Below are 25,183 nucleotides of genomic sequence, written 5' to 3'. Positions count from 1 at the left end.
GAAGGAAATATGTCTACCCTCGTGCCTCCCTACCGGGTTCATCTTCAGCCACACGAAAACGCCAGTATCGATCTGGCTTGACCCATACAACGTCGGTTTCGGTCAGGCGACGAAAAGCCGTTAGCACTCGCGTACCGACGGCCAGGTTTCCATCCGCATTTTCCCGGAGCAAATCCTCAGCGCCATGCTTTACCAAGTAGTCAACCACGTCGTCCTGGTACAAGCAGCCTTCCCGGTCTATTTCAGAAAGCATCCAAGCCGCCGCATCACCTGGCTTCATGATTTATCTTTCTCAACTTTTTCGAGAGAGTCCTCAGGAAAACTACCCTGCTCTAACTTCTTCCCTGCAAACCACTGACACGAATATTTATCTAACCTACCTAAATAACTATTCACGGTCATTTCCGGGCCGCCAGATTTCAGCTTAACGACATCACCAACAACAAACTTTTCACTCATTTCCTGCTCCATACCAAATGCCTAACAGTCATTAGACTGCGCTCCGAAACCCTTCCAGTCCGTATTTCACACCTCCCCAGGATCTCCACGACCTTAATATCCTCCGGCTTGATCAGTTCCGGCTGGTAGTGCTCGTTATCGCTGATCAGCAGCCAGGCGCCGCCGGCCACCCGCTGCACGCGCTTGATACGTCGCTCGCCGTGCACGAGAAGCAAAAACACCCCTTCCGGCTTCGGCTCGCGGCTGCTGCGGTCCAACAGTACCCTGTCGCCGTCGGCCAGCGTGCCGTCCATTGAATCGCCACGCACCTTGATACCCCTCCTAGGCCGGGTCCAGCCCCTGGGCGGCCAGTTGGCCGATCTCGATGCGCTCGAGGAGCGCGTCGCCGCCGAGGCGGCGGCCCGGCTAGCCGGCGCCCTGCTGCGCGACCGGCGGAGATCGAGGATTCGCTCTGCGAGCTGCGCGCTCACCTCGACGAGCACTTCGTGCAGCGCAAGCTGATCCGGCTCTACGGGCGCTGATTCGGGCGGCCGCCACCGCCCGGAACTGTCTATCACTTCATTAAGGAAGCCTAACCGATGAGCACCGCCGACACCATCGCTCCGCCTACGACCAAACGCGCACTCCACCGCTGCCGTTGCCCGGTGATGACCCACGTCACCGAACACGAGCGCCGCACGCTGCTGGCCAGCGCCATGCTCGCGTGCGACGTCGGTCATGTAAGGCATTCGCGTGGTCGAGCCGAACCACGATGACGCGCGATCCCGATACCCCGCCGGAAGGCGCTCCTCGACGATGGCGGTGGTGATCGCATCCGACAGGAACATGATGTCGTGCTGAATCGTGGAGGTTTTCACGCTACGGCCGGAGGTGTGAAGCTTCCGGCCCGGGCACGCGCCTTGGTGCTGAATGTCCTGCTCTGTGCCGGGTGACCTTTCTTGCGTACAATGGCGCGCCACCGGGTCCCACGCTTCTGAAATATCGCCATGGTGCACCAGCCTCCTACCTAAATCGTCCACAGCCCGAAAAGCGGTGCGTGCGAAAATGGTACAGCGAGGTCGGTGACAAGCGGTGTAACTCGGGATTCGACAGTATGAACACACAGTGTGGCAATCAAGCCAAGCGGTTGATATGACTCGACAAGACTCGCTATCAGAGGCCCGCCGGTTCAGTGTTGCGCCGATGATGGATTGGACGACCCGCGATTACCGCGCCTTCGCCCGGACCCTGACGCGGCGCGCGCTGCTCTACACCGAGATGGTGACGACCGGAGCCATCCTGCACGGCAGCCCGCGCGAGCGCTTCCTCGGCTATGACGAGGTCGAGCATCCGCTGGCACTGCAGTTGGGTGGCAGCGACCCGGGCGAGTTGGCCGAATGCGCCGCGATTGCCGAAGCATGGGGATACGATGAGGTGAACCTCAACGTTGGCTGCCCCAGCGACCGGGTGCAGAACAACCTGATCGGCGCCTGTCTGATGGGCCACCCCGAGAAGGTTGCCGCGGCAGTGCACGCCATGCGCGAGGTGGTGAGCATTCCGGTGACGGTGAAATGCCGCATCGGGATCGACGATCAGGACGAGGACGCCGACCTGGAACGCTTCATTGGCCTGGTGGCGGATGCCGGCTGCGAGACGTTCATCGTGCATGCGCGCAAGGCGTGGCTGCAGGGGCTCTCGCCCAAGGAGAACCGTGACATCCCGCCGCTCAACTATCCGCGGGTCCATCGTCTCAAGGCCAGCCGGCCGGAGCTGCATATCGGCATCAACGGCGGTCTCAAGACCCTCGACGCCTGCCGCGAGCAGCTCGCCCAGGTCGACAGCGTGATGGTGGGGCGCGAGGCGTACCAGAACCCCTGGCTACTGGCGAGCGTCGACAGCGCCTTCTACGACGAACCGGGCCCGGCCGAGAGTCGCCACGCCGCCGCCCGGGCACTGCGCCCCTATATCGCCCAGCGCCTCGACGAAGGCGCGAAGCTCAACCACCTCACCCGCCACCTGCTGGGGCTCTTCCAGGGCCAGCCCGGCGGACGGCGCTTCCGCCGCCACCTCTCCGAGCACGCCCACCGCGATGGCGCGGGGCTGGCCGTCTTCGACGACGCCCTGGGCCTGGTCGCCGAGCGAGCGGCAGAGCCCGCCTGACGCCGTCGCCGAGGCCTCAGAGCACCGGACGGTGCGCCGCGACGCCTTCCAGGTGCGTGGCGATGAGCCGCCCGAGGCGCGCGACGCCCTCCTCGATCCGCGCCGGGGCGACGGTGACGAACGAGAGGCGCAGCGTATTGGCACGGGGCGCCGTGGCATAGAACGGCGCGCCGGGCACGAAGGCCACCCGCTCGCGGATCGCCTCGCCCAGCAGCGTGGTGCTGTCCAGCGCTTCGGGCAGCGTCACCCGGATGAACATCCCCCCTTCGGGCCGGTTCCAGTGCACGCCGCGCGGCATGTGGCGTTCCAATGCGGCGAGCATGGCCCCGCAGCGCTCGGCATAGAGCGCGCGAATGCCCGGAATGTGCTCTTTGAGAAACCCCTGGCTGACGATCTCGTGGACCACCTGCTGGGTGAAGCTGGGTGTATGCAGGTCGGCGGCCTGCTTGACCTGCACCAGCTTGGCGATCAGGGGCTCGTCGGCGATGACGTAGCCCAGCCTCAGCCCCGGTGCCAGCACCTTGGAGAAGGACCCCAGGTGGATCACCTGCTGCGGCGCCAGCGAACGCAGGCTGGCCAGCCGTTCGCCCTGATAGTCGAGATCGCCGTAGGGGTCGTCCTCGATGATCGGCAGGCCCTGCTCGCGGGCGAGCTTTGCCAGCGCCTCGCGACGCGCGAGCGGCAGCCGACGACCGGTCGGATTCTGGAAGTTGGGCAGCGCGTACAGGAAGCGCGCGCCCTCGATGACCTCGGGGGTCAGCGCCTCGGGCAGCAGCCCCTGCTCATCGCTGGCCACCGACACGTAGTCTGGCTCGAACAGCGAGAAGGCCTGCAGCGCGCCGAGGTAGGTCGGCGTTTCCACCAGCACGCGACTGCCGGGGTCGATCAAGGCCTTGGCGATGAGGTCCAGTGCCTGCTGGGAGCCGGTGGTCAACAACACCTGGGAGGGGCGCACCTCGCTGCCGTCAGCGGAGTGCTGCGCCGCGATCCATTCGCGCAACGGGCCCAGGCCTTCGCTCGGCCCGTACTGCAGCGCGCTCTCCGCCCGCTCCGCCAGCACCTTGCGGGTCGCCGCCCGCATCGCCTCCACCGGAAACGTGGCCGCCGACGGCAGGCCACCGGCGAACGAGATCACGTCCGGCTGTTCGGTCACTTTCAGGATTTCACGGATGGCGGAACTGGTCAGCGCCTGGGCGCGCCGGGAAAACGGCCACTGCATGGGAGCTCTCTCGTCTGGTGGATCGAACGTCTCATCATAGAACGCCTGGCCACTGCATGCAGGGCTGCGTGCCTTCCCGCGCCGTCAATAGAGCGGATCGGGCGGCGGCTCCAGGCTGGAGTGGAAGTCCTCGACGGCACTCTCCGCCTCTTCGATGGCATCGAAACGTGCAATGTGAAACAGCGCCTCACCCTCGTTGGCCAGCGGCAACCGACCCATACCGATCACGATGCCATCGGCCATGGCAGTGACGGCTGCTTCGGCATTGCCGAACGGGTCGGCCACCTTGCCCAGTACGTCCCCCTTGGCCACCCGCGCGCCCAGACGCACACGCGGGCGCAGAATGCCATCGATGGGCGCCCTCGCCCAACTCGAACCGTTGGCAATCTCTGCCGCCGGCGGCGGGCGACGGCGATGCTCACCGGCCAGCATGCCCAGGCGGCGCATCACCCTCAACACACCGCGCACCCCCGGTGTGATCGCCCACTCGTCGAAACGCAGCGCCTCGCCAGCCTCATAGGTGAGCACCGGAATGCCGCGATTCTGGGCATAGTGGCGCAGGCTGCCCTCGCGCAGCTCGGCATTGAGAACCACCGGCGCGCCGAAGGCATTGGCCATGCGCTCGGTTTCGCCCCCGGGGATGAGTTGAGCACGGATCTGCGGCAAGTTGGTGCGATGGATCGCCCCGGTGTGCAGGTCGATGATGTGAGTGGCATGATCGACGATGGCCTCGCGGAACAGCGCTGCGACTCGCCCCCCCAGCGAGCCCGACTCACTCCCGGGAAAGCAACGGTTCAGGTCGCGCCGATCGGGCAGGTAGCGGCTATGCTGAACGAAGCCGAAGACATTGACGATGGGCACCGCCACCAGGGTGCCACGCAGCCCCTGGAGCTGTTTCGAGCGCAGCAGTCGGCGAACGATCTCCACTCCATTGATCTCGTCGCCATGGATGCCACCGCACACCAGCAGCACCGGCCCGCCCTGCCGTCCGTGCACCACCTCCACGGGAATGTGCAGCGGCGCATGGGTGTAAAGACGCGCCACCGGCACGTCGATCTGGGTACGGCTGCCAGGCTCCACCCGGACACCGGCTAGCTCGAAAGGGACACGCGGCATGATCACGGCCTGTTGACGAACAGTGTTTTCCCTTTATACCGCGATGCCCGCCAAATGACGAGCCGCCAGACACCGTGGGCAAGAAAGATACAAGGATGAATGTAAATGGTGGCGCGCTCAGGTAGAATGGCAGTCATCACCTGTCAGTAGGAGCGCGCCAACCCATGGCCCGACGCACCAAGGCGGAAGCCGCCGCAACCCGTGAAACACTGCTCGATGCCGCCGAGGTGGTCTTCTATGAACGGGGCGTGGCACGTGCTTCGCTGGAACAGATCGCCCAACAGGCCGGCATGACCCGTGGCGCCGTCTACTGGCACTTCCGCAACAAGGCGGAACTCTTTCGCGCGATGCTGGCACGGGTGCGCATGCCGTTCCAGGAGCTGGTCGAAGAGATCGGCGACCCGGGCCTGTCCGAACGCCCGCTGGAGGCGATACGGCTTGCCTGCTTGAAGGGCTTCGAGCGCCTGGAGCAGCCACGCTATCGGCGCGTACACGCCATCCTGATCCATCGCTGCGAGTTCTTCAGCGACATCGATCCCATCGCCATGCAGCACGAAATGGCCGACGAGTGCCTGGGCGCCCTCAACGACTACTTCCAGGCCGCCGACGCCCGTGGCCAGTTGCGTGACGACGTTTCCCCATCCTTGGCCGCTGATCTACTGCAATCCTGCCTCGGCGGTCTCTTCCATGATTGGCTGCGCACCCCGGAGGCCTTTTCACTGCAGACACGCGGCATCGCCCAGGTCGAGACCCTTCTACACCTGCTGTCAGCCCCAGGTCTCTACACGCCACCGACCCGGCGATGAGAACGGCCGCTGCCTCCCATCGTCACGCTGCGCTCAACGTCGCTTGAGATGCAGCCGGGAAAGGCGCGTCCGTGCATCCAGGTAGTCATGCTCCGCCACGCTACGAAAGGCGTCCTCGTCGGCCACGTACTTGACCAGCACCCGGCGCTCGCCGGCATGCGGCATGCTCTCCGGCTTGCCATGCAGGCGTACGCTGCACTCGGGGTCATCAACCAGCGTGGCCGTGGTCCAGCCCTGAGCATCCGGCTCGGCCTGCACCGCCACGCACTCGCCGAGCAGGCTGCGACGATGGCCCGCCGCATGGCGGTGGAACCAGCGATGCAAGGCATGGCATAGAGCGGCGGCCGGCGGTGACATCAGGGCCAATGTCGCCCACAGCACCACCAAACCCAGCGGGATCCGGAATAGCCCCCAGTCGAACGAACGCAGCACGAGGAGTTCCACCGCAAACGTGAGCGCCCCCGCCAGAGCCAACAGCACGCTAAGAGCAACGCTCGCCGGCACCCCGGCGAACCCCAGCGCCACCAGAGTACTGGCCAGATGATCGCCCTTGAGGCTGTCGTGCTCGAAAAGTTCCAGTGGCGCCAGGCGCAGCAGCACTAGCAGCCAGTAAACGGCTACCAGTATCAACAGCGCACTGAACACCACGGTGGGGAAACTCAGCGCTATCTGACGAACGCCTTCCATGCGATCCTCCTGTTTCATCCGAGCGTCCCAAGCCGTCTTGCCTTGAGCCTAGTAGCCAGACGACCAAAACGCCGAGCTTGCGGTATCTGGCGGGGGCCAGCTCTCCGTACCGGCCGCCGCCAGCACCGTTACCTCACCTCGCTCTCCAGCCTGCGTGGCGTGTCAGCCTCGCCTTTCAGCTTGCGCCGCATCCAGTCAGCGATAGCTGCAATCATGGCGTAGAAGCTCGGCACGAAGAAGCTGCCCAGCACCGCCACCGTGGCCATGCCCACCGCCACGGTAGTACCGATATGGTGGCTGCTGACGTCACTCGCCCCAGTGGCCAGCGCCAGCGGCAGCGTGCCGAAGATGAACGCCAGAGAGGTCATCACGATGGGCCGGAAACGCAGCTCGGCGGCGGTAATGGCTGCCTCGCGGATCGTCTGGCCCCGCTCCTTGCGCTGCAGTTCGGCAAACTCGACGATCAGGATGGCATTCTTGGCCGCCAGACCGACCACCACCAACATGCCGATTTCCACGTAGACGCTGGTATCGAGCCCGCGCAGGACGATGCCACCGATACCGCCCAGGAAGGCGAAGGGCGTGGCGGTCAGCACCGCCAATGGTAGCGACCAGCTCTCGTACTGGGCAGCGAGGATCAGGAACACCATCAGCAGGCCGAACACGATGGCGAGGGTGGCGGTGTTGCCCAGTTGACTCTCCTGGTAGGCGGTACCGGTCCAGCCCATGCCCCAGCCATCGCCCAGGGTCTCGGCGACGATGGTTTCCATGGCGTCGATGGCCTGACCGGAGCTGTAGCCCGGCGCCGGGCCGCCCTGGAACTGGGCGCCAAGATAGACGCCGAAGCGTGATACCACTGCCGGCTTGGCCTGACGTTCCAGGGTGACGAACTCCGAGAGCGGAATCCGCTCGCCATCGCCGCCGCGCACGTAAACGTTGTTGATATCGTCCGGCGTCCGGCGGAATTCATCCTCGTTCTGCAGATAGACCTGGAAGTTGCGGTTCTGGTAGCTGAAGTAGTTGACGAAGCCATTGCCGAAAGTGTTCGACAGGGTGGCGTTGAGGTCTTCCAGCGCCACGCCGTAGCTGAGTGCCTTCTGCTGATCGATTTCGGCACGATACCCCGGCACGTTGACATTGAAGGTGGTGAACACCTGCTGCAGTGCCGGATGCTGGTTGGCGGCTTGCATCACCTGTACCGACGCCTCGAAGAGCTCCTGCGACGAGGCCCCCTCGAAGGACTGCAGATAGCCGGTGAAGCCACCCGTGGTAGAAAGGCCCATGATCGGCGGCACGTTGAAGGCCATCGCCGAACCACCAGGAACCTGGGCCCCCAGCTGCATGATCCGCCCCACCAATTGCTCGGCCGTCAACTCGCGCTCGTCCCACGGATCCATGTTGATGAACATCACGCCACGCGCCGTGTTGACCGCACTCGAAAGGATGTCGTAGCCGGCCACCGCCGAGCTGTAGCGGACTCCGGGGATTTCCTCGATACGCTCGCTGAGCTTGGCCATGTAGGTCTCGGTGCGATGCAGCGAGGCGGAGTCGGGGAGTTGCACGCTGGCCAGCACGATGCCCTGGTCGGTTTCCGGCACCAGGGACGAAGGCGTGATCTGGTAGAGCCACCAGGAACCCCCGATCACCAGGCCGGTGAGCAGCAACGCCAACCCCCAGAAGCGCACGAGCACCTTGACGACCCACAGGTAAGCCGCGGTGATGCCCGCGAACAGGCGATCGAACAAGCGTAGCGGCGTATACACGGCGCGCATCAGCCTGGACTGTCCCATGGCCGGCTTGTGCTTGATGAAGATCGCCGTCAGCGCCGGGGTGAAGGTCAGTGCCATCAGCGCCGAGAAAGCCACCGAAATCGCCACGGTCAAGGCGAACTGCTGGTAGATCTGGCCGGTGAAACCGCCGAGGAAAGCCACCGGGATGAACACCGCGGCCATGATCAGCGAGGTGGCGATGACTGGCCCCCCCACCTCCTTCATGGCTCGAATCGTCGCCTGGGTGACCGTGATATCCTCGTCCTCACTGAGCACCCGTTCGACGTTTTCCACCACCAGGATGGCATCGTCCACCACGATGCCGATGGACAGCACCAGAGCGAACAGGGTCAGCAGATTGATCGAGAAATCGAAGGCATAGAAACCGGAGAAGGTGGCCAGCACCGATACCGGCACCACCGACATGGCGATCACCGTGAAGCGCCAGTTCTGCAGGAAGATGAACAGGATGACGCCGACGATCAGGAAGGCCTCGACGAACACATGGGTCACCGTCTCCACCGAGGCATCGATGAACAGCGTGGTATCGTAGGGCACCACGTACTCCAGCCCCGGCGGGAAACGCCCCTCGAGATCCTGCATCGTCTCCTTGACGGCCGACGCCGTCTCCAGGGCGTTGGCCCCCGGCTGCTGGTTGATGATGATCGGCGTCATGGTGGCGCCGTTGAGCTTGGCATCGACCCCGTAGAAGGACGCGCCGAGTTCGATGCGCGCCACGTCCTCCAGACGCAGCGACGAGCCATCCGGGTTGGTGCGCAGGAAGATGTCGCGGAATTCGTCGACGTCGTTGAGACGTCCGCCCGCGGTGATGGTGTAGCTGAACGCCCGCGGATCGCTCTGCGGAGTGGCCGCCAGGCTGCCCGCCGGTACCTCGGTGTTCTGGGAACGAATGGCACTCGCCACTTCAGTGGGCGTCAGGTCGTACTGGGCCAGCTTGTCCGGGTCCATCCAAACGCGCATGGCGAACTCGCCGCCACCCAGTACTTCCGCGTTGCCTACCCCCGGAACTTGGCGCAGTTCGTCGAGGATATTGAGGGCGGCATAGTTCTGCATGAAAACGTTGTCATAATCGCCCTCCGGCGAGATCAACGCCACCAGCATCAGGATCGAACTCGACTGCAACTCCACCGTCACGCCCTGGGACTGGACCGCCTCAGGCAGCTGCGAGAGCGCCCCCTGCACCCGGTTGTTGACGTTGATGGTGTTGATGTCGCCGTCGGTCCCGATGTTGAAGGCGACATCCAGGCTCATCGATCCGTTGTCACCGCTGGTCGAGGTCATGTAGAGCATGTCCTCGACGCCGTTGATCGCCTCGGCCAGGGGCGCGGCGACGGTCTGGGCGACCGTTTCGGCATCGGCGCCGGGGAACTGCGCCTGCACCGACACCGTAGGCGGCACCACGTTGGGGTACTGCTCGATGGGCAGCACCCGCATGCTCATCACCCCCATCACCGTGAGGATGATCGCCAGCACCGTGGCGAAGACCGGACGCTTGATGAAGAAATTGGAGAAATTCATGAAGCGTCGTCCTCACCGCCCTCATCGGCCTGCGCCGATGCGCCGGCATCGCCTCCTTCCTGGATCGCTTCAGCGGCCTGCTTCTCTTCCTCGGCTTCGGCGTTCTCGACCGCCTCGACGATCTCGCCGGCATCGCCGTCGAAGGGCTGCGGATCGATGGGCGTGCCAGGCTCGATGCCCGACGGGTCGCCGACGATCACACGCTCGCCGGCCTCGATGCCACCGCGAATGATCTGCCAGGGGCCGGCCACCTCGCCCAGGTCCACCGGGCGGGCACGGGCCACGTCATCGTCATCCAGCACGAACAGCTGTGGGCCCATCAGCCCCTGGCCCACGGCGATCTCGGGTACCGCCAGCACGTCAAAGCGCTTGAGCCCCTCCAGGCTCACGCGCACGAACTGGCCAGGCAGCACCTGGCCGTCGGAATTGGGGAAGCTGGCACTGGCCTGGACGGTGCTGGTCGCTTCGTCGACCCGTGACCCCAGAAAGTCCAGCCGTCCCTCGAGGACGTCTCCCTCTCCGCCATCGACGCCGGGAACCTGCAGTCGCGCAGTGATCGCGTCCACCGACGACTCACCGATCTGGCGACGCAGCTCGAAGGCATCGCGCTGAGGCAATTGAAAGCGCACTTCCAGGGGATCCAACGGTGTGATGGTGGCCAGCTCGGTCCCCGAGTTCACCAGGTTGCCCACGTTGATCTGCGATAGACCGATCATCCCCGATACCGGCGCCGTGACTTCGGCATAGCGCAGATCGATGCGCGCACTTTCCAATGCCGCTTCGGCCTGGGCCACCGAGGCGCTGGCCACTCCCAGCTCGGCGCGCGCCTGATCGACCTGCTGGCGGCTCACCGAATTCTGGCTCAGCAGTCGCTCGAAGCGCTCGGCATCACGCTGGGCGCGGGCCAGCTCGGCACGCGCGCTCTGCAAATCGGCCTCGCGCTGGTTGACTACCGCCTGATAGAGGTCCGGCTCGATGGTATAGAGCGTCTGGCCCTCCTCTACCAGTTGGCCGGGCTCGAAATGGCGCTCTTCCAGCGTGCCACTCACTCGCGCCACCAGCGTGACCTCATCGTCACTGCGCAACAGCGAGGGATAGGATTTCTCCAGTGAGATGTCCCGAGGGCTCAGTTCCGCAACCTCTACCGGCTGCGGCGGCCGCTCCTGGCCGCCCTGCTGGGCCTGCTGGGGCGCTTCTTCCTGGCCACAGGCGGCCAGGAGCAAGCCAGCGGCGAGCCCCCACAGGGCCATCCGTCCATTACGGAACAGGGTTTTCATGATTCTGTCGTTCCCGTTGTAGGCGTCAAGGTGGGCGAATCTTACATTCATCCATGTATGGATGTAAACGTTAGGCACCTAACCGCTCATGCTCAGCGTCCGTCGTATCTCACTGCGGCGTGGGTGGTTCGCCGATATCGAGGGCAGCGTCATGGGCAGCGTCTTCTTCGGGCAGGGTGAAGGAGACACTGTCGCCGCCCAGCCAGTCGTTGACCTCCTGCAACGCCGCCTCGTCGAGTAGCCCGGCCTGCTGGCGCAGGGTGAGCCGGTTGATCACGTAGTCGTAGCGTGCACTGGCATGGTCGGCGATGGCATTGTAGAGATTCTGTTCGGCGTTGAGCACGTCGACGATGTTGCGCGTGCCCACCTCGTAACCGGCGCGGGTGGCGTCCAGCGCGCTCTGATTGGAAACGATCGCCTGGGCGCGGGCCTCCACCGTGGAGACGTCGTTGCTCACCTGGGTATAGCGCGAACGCACCTGCTGGATGGTGTCACGGCGCTGCGCCTCGAAGTCGTACTGGCTCGACTCCAGCAAATAGGTATTCTGACGGACGCTGGCGCTGGTACGCCCTCCGGTGTAGAGCGGCACGTCCAGGCGCACCCCCACCTGGCTGTCGGAGTCGTGGCCGGAGAGGCCGTCACTGTCGCTGTCGGCATACTGGTAGTTGGCGAAGGCATCGAGAGTCGGCAGCCGGCCGGCACGAGCGATGTCCACGCTGCTCCGCGATACCTCGACCCCCGCCAGACTGGCCAGCACCAGAGGGCTGTTCTCGATGGCCAGTTCCACCCAGGCATCTCGCTCGTTGGGCGTCGGCGGCGCAATGGGCATCTCATCGCCGAGCGCCTCGATGCTGGAGTAGCGTTCCCCGGTGAGACGCTCCAGCGCCTCGAAGTTGACCTGCAAGTTGCTCTCGGCAGAAATGCGCTCGGCGCGGGCCTGGTCGAAGGCGGCCTTGGCCTCCTCCACTTCGGTGACGGCGATCAAGCCCACCTCGAACTGCTCGCGGGCCTGTTCGAGCTGCCGACCGATGGCTCGCTCCTGGGCACGCCGAGCCTCGAGAATCTCGTGAGCGCGCAATATCTCGAAATAAGCCGTGGCCACGTCGATCAGCACCTGTTGCTCGGTGGCCGCCAGCTGATAGAGCTGCTGGTCTATTTCACGCTCGGCCCGTTCCACCTCGCGGCTGTCGATCGCATTGTAAAGCGCCTGGGTCGCCTCGAGCCCCAAGCTGACGCTGTTGTAGGCATCGTCCTGGGTGCCACCTCCCTGCCCGGGCATGGCAGCAGCGCCTCCCTCGGCACTCTGACTCTCGTACTGACGGTTATGGGCGACGCTGCCGGTAGCGCCCAACTGCGGCAGCAGGTCGGCACGCGCCACATCACGTCCTGCCTCGACACTACCCTGCTGCGCACGGGTCGAAGCGAGTTCGGCATTATCGTCCAGCGCATCGCGAGCAATGGTCAGCAGATCGGCCGCCTGGGCCGGCAGGGCCATGACCGAAGCGACCAGTGCAGGCAACAAACTGCGATGGGCCAATCGATGCCCGAATTGACGAAAGCGGTGAGGAGCGCGGCAGGGTGATGGCATTCTTCTTTCCTCGGACGATGGCGATGTGAATTTACATACATTGTCGCATGTTCCGGCGTTGAATCTACCCCGGCAGGCGGCAATAAATATGAAAGCGCACTTTACGCTAGCGGCGCTTCGTCTATGCTGCAATGCAGTATGGCGACACCCCAGGAGATTTCATGGACGCTCTGGAACTGATCCGTGTGCGCGGGCTGGAAGTTGCCGTGCGCGTCTGGCATCCCCGGGCGACGCGCAGCGTGATCGCCTGGCATGGCTTGGCGCGCCACGGGGGAGACTTCGCCGACTTCGCCCGCCAGCTCGGTCCGGGCTGGCGTGTACTCGCCCCGGACACACCGGGACGCGGCCTGTCGAGCTGGTCACTCTACCCCGCTCACGAGTACCTTTACGCCCACTACATGAAGGTAGCAGTCGCCGTCCTCGACCACTTCGGCCTGGAATCGGTGCCCTGGGTCGGCACGTCCATGGGCGGGTTGCTCGGCATGCTGCTCGCCGCCGAGCCCGAGACCGCCCCTCGCATCGAACGGCTGGTGCTCAACGACGTGGGTCCCGAACTCGATCCCGACGGCCTGACCCAGCTGGCGCTCTATTTCGGCATGCCTCACCGTTTCTGCACTCTGGGTCAGTTGGAGACGGAGTTGCGGCGCCACTACGCCGGCTTCGGCATCGAAGGCGACGAGGCTTGGCATCGCCTCGCCCTGAACAGCGCACGGCGCCTGCCCGATGGCAGTTGGACCTACCACTTCGATCCACGCATCGGCGAGCAATTCATCCACGACACGCCGCGCGACACCTGGGCCGACTGGGCGGCGATCCGCTGCCCGCTGATGGTGATACGCGGCGCCGATTCGCCCTTGCTGCGCGCCGATAGCGTGACCCGCATGGCCGAGGTGCAGCCGAGCCTGGTCGCCCTGGAGGTGCCCGGTTGTGGCCATGCTCCCATGCTCGACCGCCCCGCCCAGGTAAAGCCGGTGGCACGTTTTCTCACCCGCGGACGCTGGCGCTTCCACCTCGTCAAGCCGCATCCCGAGATGCCCCTATGGCAACGTAGCTGGCGCTGGCTGCATCAGCTGATGCGGCGCTGAACGACGCTGCGCGGCCTACTGGTGATATCACCCGCAACGAAGCATCTCTCCCCGGTTCGCTAGTTCATACAATACATGACATACATAAATGAATGTATGGTACCGTATCCTCATCTCGCATAATGACGTTCATCCAGGGAAAGGTGGCCGGCCCCTTCGACGGGAGCGCCAGACGTCGGCACCCTATCAGAGCGGAGATGCCCGCGGATCGGCCAACGCAATCAGCGGAAGGTACAACCATGACGGAACGGCCTGCGCACCCCTCAGCCGGTACGCTATTGCAAGAGGGCGGGACACTCTCTCCTCGCGGTGACTGGACCCTGTCGCACTATGCCGCCCTGCGCCGCGAACTCGGCCGCTGCCCCCGACACGCCTGGGCTGCGGCGATCGATCTCACCGGGCTCGGTGCCCTGGACACCGCCGGCGCCGCCTTGTTGGCAGAACTCGTCGGAGCCCAACGACTGGCCGAGATCGACCGCTGGGCCCCCGACCTACCGGCGACACGCCGAGCCCTGCTGCGCACCCTGGGCGAGGCCATGGCACACCGCGAGTCCTCAGCGCTGCGCCCCAGCCGGCCACTGATAGACACCCTGGCCCGGACCGGTCAGCTCGTCGAGGGCTTCTGGCAGCAGCAGCGCCTGCTGCTCGGGTTCATGGGACAAGTGCTCGCCACCCTGGCCGCCACCGCCTGGCGACCCAACCGCTGGCGCCTCACCGCAATGGTAGCCCAACTGCACCAGACGGGCCTCAATGCCCTACCCATCGTTGCGCTGCTGACCTTCCTGGTGGGCGCCGTGGTGGCCTTCCTTGGCGCCACGGTGCTACGCGACTTCGGCGCCACCATCTACACGGTCAACCTGGTCGCCTTCGCCTTCCTGCGCGAGTTCGGCGTGTTGCTCGCCGCGATTCTGCTCGCCGGTCGCACCGCCAGCGCCTTCACGGCCCAGCTCGGTGCCATGAAGGCCAACGAGGAACTCGATGCCATTCGCACTCTCGGCATCGACCCCGTCGAGGTGCTGGTGCTGCCGAGGGTACTGGCAATGATGCTGACCCTGCCGATCCTCTCCTTCGTGGGCATGCTGAGCGGCATCCTCGGCGGGGCCCTGGTCTGCCTGCTGGCCCTGGACATCTCGCTCATCCAGTTCCTGGCCATTCTGCAGCGCGACATCCCTCTCAACCACTTCCTGGTGGGCCTCGCCAAGGCACCGCTGTTCGCCTTCCTGGTCGCGGTGATCGGCTGCCTGGAGGGCTTCAAGGTCAGCGGCAGCGCCCAGTCCGTTGGCGAGCACACGACCTCGAGCGTGGTGCAGTCGATCTTCGTGGTGATCCTGCTGGATGCGGTGGCGGCCCTCTTCTTCATGGAGATGGGCTGGTGAGCGCGGCACGGACGTCGATGAACCAGGAGCCCCTGATCCGGGTGCGCGGGCTGACCAACCGCTTCGGCCAGCATAGCGTCCACGAGGATCTCGACCTCGACCTCTATCCGAGGGAAATCCTCGGCGTGGTCGGCGGTTCGGGCACCGGCAAGTCGGTCCTGCTACGCAGCATCGTCGGCCTGCTTCAACCCAGCGCCGGGCGCATCGAGGTGTTCGGCGAGGATCTACAGCGTCTCTCCACCCAGGACCGCTCGCGGGTGGAGCGCCGCTTCGGAGTGCTATTCCAGCGCGGCGCACTGTTCACCTCGCTGACCCTGCAGGAGAACGTTGCCCTGCCGCTGATCGAGCACATCGGGCTCACCCGCGCCGACGCCGAGGCCCTGGCCCGGGTCAAGCTGGCCCTGGCCGGTCTCCCCGGGGAGTCCGCAACCCAGTATCCCGCCGAGCTCTCCGGCGGCATGATCAAGCGGGCCGCATTGGCGCGCGCCCTGGCGCTGGACCCGGAAGTGCTGTTCCTGGACGAGCCGACGGCAGGCCTGGATCCGATCGCCGCGGCGGCCTTCGACCGCCTGATCCTGACCCTGCGCGACGCGCTCGGCCTGAGCGTCTTCCTGGTCACCCACGACCTGGACACCCTCTATGCCGCCTGCGACCGGGTGGCCGTGCTGTCACGCGGCCGGGTGCTGGTGGCCGACCGCATCGATGTCGTCGAGGACACCGACGATGCCTGGATCCATGACTATTTCCACGGCCCGCGAGGCCGTGCCGCCCACCTGGCGGCCTACCCCGCGGAGGAGAGCTGACGATGGAACCCCGCGCCCACCATGTGCTGATCGGGCTGTTCACGGTAATCACCCTGGGCAGCGCGCTGCTGTTCGCCCTGTGGCTGGGCAAGTCCAGCGTCGACCGCGACTATGCCTGGTACGAGATCGGCTTCAACCGGGCCGTCAGCGGACTGTCCGAGGGCAATGCGGTGCAGTACAGCGGCATCGAGGTCGGAAACGTGGTCGAGCTGCGCCTCGACTCCCAGGATCCGCGCCAGGTACGCGCCCTGATCCGAGTCTACGGCGACGTTCCGGTCAAGCAGGACACCCGCGCCAGCCTGGCGCTGGCCAACATTACCGGCAGCATGAACATCCAACTGCTCGGCGGCACGCCCGGGAGCCCCCGTCTGGTGGGCGACCGCGACGATCCTCCGCTGATTCAGGCCGAGCCCTCGCCGCTGAGCTCGCTGCTCGCCAACAGTGAGGAGCTGTTTGCCCAGGTGGACCGGTTGCTGACCAATGCCAACCGGCTGCTCTCCGAGGAGAACGCCGAGAGCCTGACGCGCACCCTGGACAATCTGGAGGTCGTCTCACGAACTTTGGTCGACCAGCGGGATGCCTTCGGCGAGGCCATGGTGAGCTTCGAACGAGCCGGCGATCAGGTCGAGGCGTCCCTGCAGAGCTTCAGCCGCCTGGGCGAAAGTGCCAACGAGCTGCTGGACGACGAGGGGCGCGACTCCTTGCAGAGCGCTCGGCGTGCGATGCAGTCGCTGGAGTCCACCACCGCCCGGCTGGATCGCCTGACGGCACGCCACGAGGACTCCCTGGCGCGGGGCCTGCAAGGCGTGGGCGAGCTCGACCCGGCCATGCGCGAACTGCACGCGACACTGCGTACCCTGAACCGTCTGGTGCGACGCCTGGAAGAGAATCCCGCCGATGCCCTGCTGGGACGCGATGCGATACAGGAGTTCACCCCATGACCCTGCCCCCGATGCCACGGCTCGCGATGGCACTGTCTTTGCTGATGATCGCCGGGCTCCCCGCGGGCTGCAGCCTGCTCCCCGAGCGCGAACCGGTGCGCCTGTTCACGCTGTCCGAGCCGTCGCAGTCGGCGTCTGCCGACGCCACCCGCGACCTCACCCTGCGGGTCGACACGCCGAGCGCCGGGGCACCGCTGGACGGTCCGCGTCTGCTGGTCATGCCCTCCCCCGGGGAGTTCCAGGCCCATGCCGGGGCCCGCTGGCGGGACGATGCCCCGAGGCTAGTGCGCGACTACCTGATCGAGGCCTTCCGCCTCGATGGCCGCCTGACCGCCGTGGTGGACGACACCAGCCGGGCGCGCAGCGACGCCACCCTGGCGAGCCACCTCGGGGCCTTCCATAGCCGCTACCGCGAAGGCACTCCTGAGGTGATAGCGCGCCTCGAGGTCCAGTTACTCGACGAGTCCAGCCGCGAGGTACTCGCCAGTCGCCGCATCGAAGTGGTGGTCGCAAACAAGGATGACAGCCTCGAAGCCGTGGTCCAGGCCTTCGACCGCGCCGCCGATCAGCTCGCTAGCGAGTTGGTCGACTGGACCCTGGCCAACCTCGTCGAGCCATGACGGCCCCCATCGACGCGGAGTCTCGATACGTAACGTTAGCCGCTTAATCAACCGCCAACCGTGGATGCAACAACATGAAGACAAGCAGTAAAAGCAAGTCGATCAAGGGACTGGCGGCGATTGCCGTTATTGGCATCGCGGCCTGGCTGGTCTGGCGGGAACTGCAGCCGGAAGGCCCGGGCGAGGGCATCGCCAGCGGCAACGGGCGAATCGAAGCCACCGAGATCGACATCGCCACCCGGGTCGCCGGTCGGCTCGACGAGGTACTGGTCGAGGAAGGCGAGTTCGTCGAGGCCGGCCAAACGGTGGCCCGCATGGATACCGCCACCCTGGCGGCCGAGCTGGCCCAGGCCATAGCACAGACCCGCCGAGCCGAGAACGCCCTGGAGACGGCTCGAGCCATGGTCGCCATGCGCCAGAGCGAGCTGGAAACCGCAAGAGCCGTGGTCAACCAGCGCCAGGCAGAGCTGAACGCCTCGCGCAAGCGCTACGAGCGCTCGGCCAATCTGGTGGAGCGCAACGCCATCTCTCGCCAGCAGTTCGACGATGCCTTGGCCGACTACCAGAGCCATCAAGCCGCCCTGGCCTCGGCCAATGCCCAGGTGCTCTCCGCCCAGGCTGCCATCCGCGCTACCGAATCCCAGGTCATCGAGGCCGAATCGGAGGTGGAGGCCTACCAGGCTGCCATCCAGCGCATCGAGGCCGATCTGGACGACAGCGAACTCAAGACCGACCGCCTGGCCCGCGTGCAGTTCCGTGTAGCCGAACCGGGCGAGGTACTCGGTGCCGGGGGCAAGGTACTCAACCTGATCGACCTCACCAAGGTCTACATGACCTTCTTCCTGCCCACCAGCGAGGCAGGCCGGGTTGCCATGGGCGACGAGGTGCGTCTGGTGCTGGATGCCGCCCCGGACAATGTGATTCCCGCCCGGGTCAGCTTCGTGGCCAGCGTCGCCCAGTTCACCCCCAAGACCGTGGAAACCGAAAGCGAACGAGAGAAGCTAATGTTCCGCGTTCGCGCCCAGATCGATCCGGTTCTGCTGCTCGAGCATATCGATCAAGTCAAGACGGGCCTGCCCGGCATGGCCTACCTGAAGCTCGAGGATGACGCCCCCTGGCCCGACCACCTCGAGGTCAATGTCGCTCCATGAGTCAGGAAATGCCGCCCGTCGCCCGGGTCAGCGCGCTCACCTTACGCTACGGCCGCACCACCGCCCTGGACGCGTTGGACCTGGCCCTGCCGGCCGGATTCATGGTCGGGCTGATTGGCCCGGATGGCGTCGGCAAATCCAGCCTGCTATCGCTGCTCGCCGGCGCCCGCACAATCCAAGAGGGTACGGTCACAGTGTTAGGCGGCGACATGAGCACCAAACGCCATCGTAACGAGGTCGGCCCGCGCATCGCTTACATGCCACAAGGGTTAGGCAAAAACCTCTATCCAACGCTTTCCGTCGAGGAAAATCTGCAGTTCTTCGCTCGGCTATTCGGCCACGCAGCCGGTGAACGTCGGCGACGCATCGACGACCTGACCCACAGTACCGGGCTACACACCTTCCTCGATCGCCCCGCCGGCAAGCTTTCCGGGGGCATGAAGCAGAAGCTCGGACTATGCTGTGCTTTGATTCACGATCCCGACCTATTGATTCTCGACGAACCCACCACCGGCGTCGACCCACTGGCCCGAGCCCAGTTCTGGGATCTGATCGCCCGCATCCGCAGCGATCGACCGCAGATGAGCGTGATCGTCGCCACCGCCTACATGGACGAAGCCCAGCGTTTCGACTGGCTGGTGGCCATGGACGCCGGCAAGGTACTCGCAACCGGAACCCCGCAGGAACTACTGACACGCACACGCAGCGACTCATTGGAAACCGCCTTCATCGAACTGCTGCCGGAAGCGAAAAAGCGCGGCTACGAGCCGGTGACTATCCCGCCGCTGGCGCAGGATGACAATGAAGTCGCCATCGAGGCCAAAGACCTCACCATGCGTTTCGGTGACTTCATCGCCGTCGACCATGTTAGCTTCCGCATCCGGCGTGGCGAGATATTCGGCTTTCTCGGCTCCAACGGCTGCGGCAAGACGACCACCATGAAGATGCTCACAGGACTGCTGTCCGCCAGCGAAGGCCAGGCCTGGCTGTTCGGCCAGGAGGTAAATCCCCGCGACATCGACACCCGACGCCGGGTTGGCTACATGTCCCAGGCATTTTCACTATACGGCGAGCTGACCGTACATCAGAACCTGGTACTGCATGCGCGTCTGTTCCAGATTGCCAAGAGTGCCATCCCGGCAAGGGTCGCCGAGATGGTCGAACGCTTCGGCCTCGAGGAGGTTCTCGATACCCTGCCGGAGAGTCTTCCTCTCGGCATGCGTCAACGGCTTTCTCTGGCAGTGGCAATGGTTCACGAACCCGAACTGCTGGTTCTGGACGAGCCGACCTCGGGGGTCGATCCCATCGCCCGCGATGCCTTCTGGCGCCTGCTGGTCGAGCTGTCGCGCCGCGACCGGGTGACGATCTTCATTTCCACTCACTTCATGAACGAAGCCGAGCGCTGCGACCGCATGTCGATGATGCACGCCGGCCGGGTACTCGACAGCGACACGCCGGCCGCGCTGGTCGAAAAACGTGGCGCCCAGTCTCTCGAAAACGCCTTCATCGACTACTTGATCGAGGCCGGCGCCGACCGAGGGAGTGCCGGGAAAACCGCCTCGCAAGAAACCGGCAACACTCCGGAATCGTCATGCGTCGCCGCCGTTGCGCACGACGCCGTACCGCCTTACCGACGCTTCAGCCTCCAACGGATGCTCAGCTACACCTGGCGCGAAAGCCTGGAACTGCGCCGCGATCCGGTGCGTGCGACCCTGGCACTGGTTGGCTCGCTAATCCTGATGTTCGTGATGGGTTTTGGCATCAGCATGGATGTCGAGGATCTCAACTATGCCATCCTCGACCGGGACCAGACGTCGCTAAGTCAGAGCTACGCGCTGAACCTGTCAGGCTCCCCCCATTACTTTACGGAGCGTCCGCCTCTTTCCGGCTATGCCGAGCTGGATCGGCGCATGCGCAGCGGAGAACTGGCTCTGGCGATCGAGATACCCCCCGGGTTCGGCCGTGACGTGATGCGTGGTCACGATGTCGAGATCGGCGCATGGATCGACGGCGCCATGCCCCAGCGCGCCGAAACCGTACGGGGCTACGTGCAGGGTATCCACCAGCAGTGGCTGCTGGAGCGAGCAAGGCAATCCGGAGCCGAGACGGGTACCGGGGCCGCCAATATCGAGAACCGCTACCGTTACAATCCGGACATTCAGAGCCTGCCGGCAATGGTTCCTGCCGTGATTCCACTCCTGTTGCTGATGCTGCCGGCCATGCTCACGGCGCTCTCGGTGGTGCGTGAAAAGGAGATGGGGTCGATCATCAATCTCTACGTCACGCCGGTCACTCGTGCCGAGTTCCTGATCGGCAAGCAAATTCCCTACATCGGCTTGGCAATGGTCAACTTTCTCTTGATGGTCGGACTGGCGATCACGCTGTTCGGCGTGCCGATCACCGGCAGCTTCGCCACCTTGGCGCTGTCAGCACTGGTATTTTCCATCATCGCCACCGGCATGGGCCTGCTGGCCTCCACCGTCACCCGCAGCCAGATCGCCGCCATGTTCTTCGCCATGATCGGCACGCTGATTCCCGCCATACAGTTTTCGGGACTGACCGACCCGGTTTCGTCACTGGAAGGCACCGGACGCTTCATCGGCAGCATCTATCCGGCAAGCCATATGTTCACCATCAGTCGCGGCGTATTCAGCAAGTCCCTAGGGCTAGGTGACCTTATCGGTTCGTTCCTGCCGATGCTACTGGCGGTACCGGTGATCATGGGCATGGCGATCACCCTACTGAAAAAGCAGGAGAGCTGAGATGCGCAGGATTGCAAACATTTACCGCCTGGGCATCAAAGAGTTCTGGAGTCTATTGCGTGACCCCATAATGCTGGTGTTGATCGTCTATGTGTTCACTGCGTCGGTCTACACTTCCGCTACGGCAATGCCCGAGACGCTGAACAACGCGCCTATCGCTATCGTCGACGAAGACGACTCACCGCTTTCCACGCGTATCGTATCGGCCTTCTACCCACCCCAGTTCGTGCACCCGCAAATCATCACCTTCCGGGAAATGGATGCGGGTCTGGATGCCGGAGACTACACCTTCGTACTGGTTATTCCCGCCAACTTTCAGCGCGACGTGCTGGCCGGAAGCGGCCCCGACATTCAGCTCAATATCGACGCCACCCGTATGAGCCAGGCCTTCTCGGGCAACAGCTATATCCAGCAAATCGTCATGGGTGAGGTCAACGAGTTCGTCCAGCGCTACCGCAAGAGCGCCGAGCCACCGATCAACCTGGCCCTGCGCGCTCGTTTCAATCCCGGCCTGCAGCAGTCCTGGTTCGGCTCACTGATGTCCATCATCGACAACGTCACGATGCTGTCGATCATTCTGACTGGGGCGGCACTGATCCGCGAGCGCGAGCACGGCACCATAGAGCATTTGCTGGTGATGCCGGTGACCCCTGCCGAAATCATGCTGGCCAAAGTGTGGTCGATGGGGGTTGTGGTGTTGCTAGCAGTAACGTTATCGCTGACTTTCATTGTACGCGGCCTGCTTCAAGTGCCGGTGGAGGGATCAATTGCACTTTTTCTGGCTGGCGCGGCCCTGCACCTGTTCGCCACCACCTCGATGGGCATCTTCCTGGCGACGCTGGCCCGCAGCATGCCTCAGTTCGGCATGTTGATGATCCTGTTCCTGTTACCCCTGCAGATGCTCTCCGGGAGCGCCACGCCGCGCGAGAGCATGCCCGAACTCGTCCAGAACGTGATGCTGCTAGCCCCGACCACCCACTTCGTCGAACTGAGCCAGGCCATTCTGTTCCGCGGCGCCAGCATCGACGTGGTGTGGATACAGTTCCTGGTATTGCTGGCGATCGGCAGCGTGCTTTTCACCATCTCCCTGACACGCTTTCGCAAGACCATCAGCCAGATGGCCTGAAGATGACGGCGCGCCTCCACTTCAGAGAGCCTCTCGTCTCGACTGTTGGCCATGTCCGCCATTGGAGACCGTCTACGCGTTTCAAAACCAGCGCGACAGCGTGAGTGAACCGAAGGTGTCGTGCGAATCCTGCGTGACGAACTCGTCGGTGCGCCAGGCATAAGAACAGGAAAGCTGCCATCGGTCCCAGGTCAAGGCCAGGCCGGCAAGGGCATCGCCAACCCATTCTTCGCGTTCCACCGAGTGGCTGTCCTGAAAGGTATTGCCGTCGAGCAGAAGATTACGGGCCATGTAGCGGCCTTCGAGCGATGCAAAGGCATACCAGCTGAAGCCCTGGTCGGGGCGGAATGACGCCCACCCCCCTCGAGCGGGAGCGATGGCGGGAATTCCCAGGCTGCGCTCGAGGTTCTCGCCGAAACGCAGCCCCACTCCGGCCGACGCATACGTGTACAGGTTCCCCAGAGAAAAACCGATTCCGGGGCCATACTCCACCTGATAACCGTCAAGGCTGAACCTGCCGATCCAAGCATGCTCGTAAGCCAGGTTGACGACCGGCTCATTGTCGAGTTGGTGATCCCAGCCTAGCGGTTCGTTGGCCGCGACCACCTCGTGAAACTCACGCTGGATCACCTCGGCACCGGATGCCGGCCCTACGATGCCCACGTCCATGTCGAGACTTCTGACTTCGTGCCAGCCACGGTGCGGAATCCGATCGAACAGCGACACTCCCCCGAGGAGAAGGCCCGCATAGGGACGGTCATCCTCTATCAGCCATGGAGCGCGGATATCATCCGGCGTATACATCTGATGGGCGAACCGGTACGCCCCACCATCCACTTCGACGCCTCGCCAACCGGGCAACCGCTCGGCCAGCCCCCGCAGCCAATGATCGCTGCCCGGTTCGAACGCCCAGATGAGTTCGACTCCATTGGAATAGTGGCCGTCATCGCCATTGTTGGAATAGCTGTCGTTCTCGGACTTGAACGTCAAGAGCCCAGACCCGGCAGCCGACACCGGCACCGATGCCACCAACAATACCGACCACCACAACGCCCTCCTGGCTTGCATGCGATATCCCTGCCTGACACTCGTAACAAACAAATATGAATGTATGAATCTAGAACCTAGCAACCCCTCCCGCATCGGTCAATGCCGTATTCGTCGCCGCGCGATTTTTCAGAGAATCAGCTTGTCCCGGCCTCCAGGCGGCTCACGGCCCTCTCCACCGCACCGCGGTAACCGCCGCCGAACAGCAGCAAGTGGTTGAGCAGTGGATAGAGCTGGAACAGCGCTTCGCGTCGCGGCCAGTCGGCCGGGACTTCGCCATTCCAGTAGGCTTCGAAGAAGGCCTCGCCCGGTGAGCCGAACAGCGTCAACATGGCCAGATCCACCTCCGGGTAGTGGCGGTACACCGCCGGATCGATGATCGCCGGCCCCTGCGGTGTGAACAGCACGTTGCCCGACCACAAGTCTCCATGCACCAGGCTCGCCGGAGCATCCGGCAACCAACCCTCGAGGCCATGGGCGATGGCTTCGAGGCGATCGCGCAGCCGGGTGTCCAGCAGGCCATGCCCATGGCACGCCTCGACCAGCGGCAGCAAGCGTCGTTCGCGCTGGAAGACACGACCATCGAGCAACGGGGCATTGGGCTGAGGCGTGAGCCCGCAGGCGTTGTCACGCGGCCAGCCGTGCGCTTCGCCGGTCACCGAGTGCAGGCGGCGCAACCCCTCGCCAAACGCCGTGGAATCACGGCGGGACACCGTCTCCAGTGCCTCCATCACGAGAAAGCCGTTGCCCTCGGCCAATACCGCAGGCACCACCAGGCCGCTCTTCGCCGCGTGCAGGGCCCGCAAGCCATCGGCTTCGCCGGCCAGGCGCTCTGGATCGTCCTGCTTGATGACGACCGGGCCGCGCTGAGTCGTCATGCGATGAACCGAGGCCATGTCGCCCCCGCTGAGAGGCTCGAGACGACCTTCTGGGATCAGGCCGGCCATAGCCAGCTGCTCGGCGAGTCTTGCATCCATGGCCGCAACTCCCCATGACGACGATTCGTTCGCAGAGGGTCGCGCCTGACAGGTTAGCTGTCAAAAAAAAGCCGCCCCGGAGGGCGGCCAACAGGGGGACAGGAATCACTCGGGGAGGAGGACCGAGTCGATCACGTGAATCACGCCGTTGCTCGCCTCGATATCGGCATCGACCACTGTTGCATCGTTGATCATCACGCTGCCATTCATGGTCGTGATGCGGAGATCCTGGCCTTGCACCGTCGTGGCGCTGTCCGCTTCCATGGCATCGGCGGCCATGATGCGTCCCGGCACGACATGGTAGGTCAGGATGGCCTGCAGCTGATCCCGATTGTCGGTCATCAGCAGCTCGTCCAGTGTCCCTTCGGGCAGCGCGTCAAAGGCCGCATCGGTCGGTGCGAACACGGTGAAAGGGCCCTCGCCCTTGAGGGTGTCGACCAGACCGGCGGCTTCCACGGCGGCCACCAGGGTCTCGAACTGGCCCGCCGCCACGGCAGTATCGACGATGTCTTTCTGACCGTGATCGTCGGCAATCGCGGCGGATGTCAGCATCAACCCGGCCAAGCCGGTGTACAACCACTGTGGAACTACGGAGGTAAGGACACGCATGTGACACTCTCCTATGATGGCCTCTGGTTTCATGCCATTGGCCCTGTCGAGAACAGGCCGGCAATCTGCTCCGGCCTATACACAACA

General features: G+C 64.3%; 22 protein-coding genes. 10 read left to right on the top strand and 12 right to left on the bottom strand.

Features of this window, described 5'->3' with window-relative positions; genetic code table 11:
• Positions 1 to 13: 13 nt before the first annotated feature.
• From BLP96_RS20545 to BLP96_RS00300, 3 genes are read right to left on the bottom strand one after another with little or no spacing between them, the layout of a single operon-like run.
• Positions 14 to 280, bottom strand: coding sequence for a DUF6953 family protein (locus BLP96_RS20545; protein WP_089681937.1), 267 nt, complete (start codon positions 278 to 280; stop codon positions 14 to 16).
• Complete coding sequence (locus BLP96_RS00305) at positions 277 to 459, bottom strand: YodC family protein (protein ID WP_089681935.1); 183 nt, start codon at positions 457 to 459, stop codon at positions 277 to 279. The genes BLP96_RS20545 and BLP96_RS00305 overlap by 4 nt, the downstream gene beginning before the upstream one ends.
• Positions 456 to 1,316, bottom strand: a complete 861-nt coding sequence (locus BLP96_RS00300; protein WP_143005053.1) for a S24 family peptidase — start codon at positions 1,314 to 1,316, stop codon at positions 456 to 458. Before BLP96_RS00300 ends, BLP96_RS00305 begins: the two co-directional genes overlap by 4 nt.
• A 274-nt stretch (positions 1,317 to 1,590) precedes the next feature.
• On the opposite strand from BLP96_RS00300, the gene dusA reads away from it, so the two are divergent.
• Positions 1,591 to 2,598: a tRNA dihydrouridine(20/20a) synthase DusA gene (gene dusA / locus BLP96_RS00295; RefSeq protein WP_089681931.1), complete on the top strand. Its 1,008-nt coding sequence runs from the start codon at positions 1,591 to 1,593 to the stop codon at positions 2,596 to 2,598.
• A gap of 16 nt (positions 2,599 to 2,614) precedes the next feature.
• On the opposite strand, the gene BLP96_RS00290 is transcribed toward dusA, so the two are convergent.
• Both BLP96_RS00290 and BLP96_RS00285 read right to left on the bottom strand, forming a co-directional pair.
• Entirely contained in the window at positions 2,615 to 3,817 is a 1,203-nt protein-coding gene (locus BLP96_RS00290; protein WP_089681929.1) for an aminotransferase-like domain-containing protein, read from the bottom strand.
• An 84-nt stretch (positions 3,818 to 3,901) separates the two neighbouring features.
• Positions 3,902 to 4,933, bottom strand: coding sequence for a succinylglutamate desuccinylase/aspartoacylase family protein (locus BLP96_RS00285; protein WP_089681927.1), 1,032 nt, complete (start codon positions 4,931 to 4,933; stop codon positions 3,902 to 3,904).
• A gap of 164 nt (positions 4,934 to 5,097) precedes the next feature.
• On the opposite strand from BLP96_RS00285, the gene BLP96_RS00280 reads away from it, so the two are divergent.
• Complete coding sequence (locus tag BLP96_RS00280) at positions 5,098 to 5,739, top strand: TetR family transcriptional regulator (protein ID WP_089681925.1); 642 nt, start codon at positions 5,098 to 5,100, stop codon at positions 5,737 to 5,739.
• A 33-nt stretch (positions 5,740 to 5,772) separates the two neighbouring features.
• Here the strand turns inward: BLP96_RS00280 and BLP96_RS00275 are convergent, their stop codons facing one another.
• From BLP96_RS00275 to BLP96_RS00260, 4 genes are all read right to left on the bottom strand, one after another.
• Positions 5,773 to 6,426, bottom strand: a complete 654-nt coding sequence (locus tag BLP96_RS00275; RefSeq protein ID WP_089681923.1) for a hypothetical protein — start codon at positions 6,424 to 6,426, stop codon at positions 5,773 to 5,775.
• A gap of 128 nt (positions 6,427 to 6,554) precedes the next feature.
• On the bottom strand, positions 6,555 to 9,734 hold the full coding sequence (locus tag BLP96_RS00270) for an efflux RND transporter permease subunit (RefSeq protein ID WP_089681921.1): 3,180 nt from the start codon (positions 9,732 to 9,734) through the stop codon (positions 6,555 to 6,557).
• Positions 9,731 to 11,011: an efflux RND transporter periplasmic adaptor subunit gene (locus BLP96_RS00265; protein WP_089681919.1), complete on the bottom strand. Its 1,281-nt coding sequence runs from the start codon at positions 11,009 to 11,011 to the stop codon at positions 9,731 to 9,733. The genes BLP96_RS00270 and BLP96_RS00265 overlap by 4 nt, the downstream gene beginning before the upstream one ends.
• A 109-nt stretch (positions 11,012 to 11,120) precedes the next feature.
• A complete protein-coding gene (locus BLP96_RS00260; RefSeq protein ID WP_089681917.1) occupies positions 11,121 to 12,599 on the bottom strand; it encodes a TolC family outer membrane protein in 1,479 nt (492 codons plus the stop codon).
• A 161-nt stretch (positions 12,600 to 12,760) separates the two neighbouring features.
• On the opposite strand from BLP96_RS00260, the gene BLP96_RS00255 reads away from it, so the two are divergent.
• From BLP96_RS00255 to BLP96_RS00220, 8 genes are all read left to right on the top strand, one after another.
• Positions 12,761 to 13,684 carry an alpha/beta fold hydrolase gene (locus tag BLP96_RS00255; RefSeq protein WP_089681915.1) on the top strand — a complete coding sequence of 308 codons (924 nt, stop codon included), beginning with the start codon at positions 12,761 to 12,763 and terminating at the stop codon, positions 13,682 to 13,684.
• A gap of 239 nt (positions 13,685 to 13,923) precedes the next feature.
• Positions 13,924 to 15,060, top strand: coding sequence for an MlaE family ABC transporter permease (locus tag BLP96_RS00250; RefSeq protein ID WP_089681913.1), 1,137 nt, complete (start codon positions 13,924 to 13,926; stop codon positions 15,058 to 15,060).
• 17 nt (positions 15,061 to 15,077) lie between these two features.
• Positions 15,078 to 15,863, top strand: a complete 786-nt coding sequence (locus tag BLP96_RS00245; RefSeq protein ID WP_089681911.1) for an ABC transporter ATP-binding protein — start codon at positions 15,078 to 15,080, stop codon at positions 15,861 to 15,863.
• A gap of 2 nt (positions 15,864 to 15,865) precedes the next feature.
• The gene (locus BLP96_RS00240; RefSeq protein ID WP_089681909.1) at positions 15,866 to 16,804 is read left to right on the top strand and encodes an MlaD family protein; all 939 of its coding nucleotides are present in this window, start codon (positions 15,866 to 15,868) and stop codon (positions 16,802 to 16,804) included.
• Positions 16,801 to 17,424 carry an ABC-type transport auxiliary lipoprotein family protein gene (locus BLP96_RS00235; protein ID WP_089681907.1) on the top strand — a complete coding sequence of 208 codons (624 nt, stop codon included), beginning with the start codon at positions 16,801 to 16,803 and terminating at the stop codon, positions 17,422 to 17,424. The genes BLP96_RS00240 and BLP96_RS00235 overlap by 4 nt, the downstream gene beginning before the upstream one ends.
• A gap of 74 nt (positions 17,425 to 17,498) precedes the next feature.
• Positions 17,499 to 18,575, top strand: a complete 1,077-nt coding sequence (locus BLP96_RS00230; protein WP_089681905.1) for an HlyD family secretion protein — start codon at positions 17,499 to 17,501, stop codon at positions 18,573 to 18,575.
• Complete coding sequence (gene rbbA, locus BLP96_RS00225) at positions 18,572 to 21,337, top strand: ribosome-associated ATPase/putative transporter RbbA (RefSeq protein ID WP_089681903.1); 2,766 nt, start codon at positions 18,572 to 18,574, stop codon at positions 21,335 to 21,337. Before BLP96_RS00230 ends, rbbA begins: the two co-directional genes overlap by 4 nt.
• A 1-nt stretch (position 21,338) precedes the next feature.
• Positions 21,339 to 22,463, top strand: coding sequence for an ABC transporter permease (locus BLP96_RS00220; protein ID WP_089681901.1), 1,125 nt, complete (start codon positions 21,339 to 21,341; stop codon positions 22,461 to 22,463).
• 81 nt (positions 22,464 to 22,544) lie between these two features.
• On the opposite strand, the gene BLP96_RS00215 is transcribed toward BLP96_RS00220, so the two are convergent.
• The 3 genes from BLP96_RS00215 to BLP96_RS00205 all read right to left on the bottom strand — a co-directional run bounded on the left by BLP96_RS00215 (position 22,545) and on the right by BLP96_RS00205 (position 25,096).
• Entirely contained in the window at positions 22,545 to 23,513 is a 969-nt protein-coding gene (locus BLP96_RS00215; RefSeq protein WP_245682107.1) for a lipid A deacylase LpxR family protein, read from the bottom strand.
• A gap of 134 nt (positions 23,514 to 23,647) precedes the next feature.
• The gene (locus BLP96_RS00210; protein ID WP_089681897.1) at positions 23,648 to 24,487 is read right to left on the bottom strand and encodes a fructosamine kinase family protein; all 840 of its coding nucleotides are present in this window, start codon (positions 24,485 to 24,487) and stop codon (positions 23,648 to 23,650) included.
• Positions 24,488 to 24,592: 105 nt separating this feature from the next.
• Positions 24,593 to 25,096, bottom strand: a complete 504-nt coding sequence (locus BLP96_RS00205) for a fasciclin domain-containing protein (protein WP_089681895.1) — start codon at positions 25,094 to 25,096, stop codon at positions 24,593 to 24,595.
• Between the last annotated feature and the right edge of the window lie 87 nt (positions 25,097 to 25,183).

This window comes from Billgrantia gudaonensis (assembly GCF_900100195.1).
GTDB classification, from domain to species: domain Bacteria; phylum Pseudomonadota; class Gammaproteobacteria; order Pseudomonadales; family Halomonadaceae; genus Halomonas; species Halomonas gudaonensis.
Note: the sequence above shows the minus strand (reverse complement) of the source record. Positions and strands in the feature narration are given on the sequence as shown.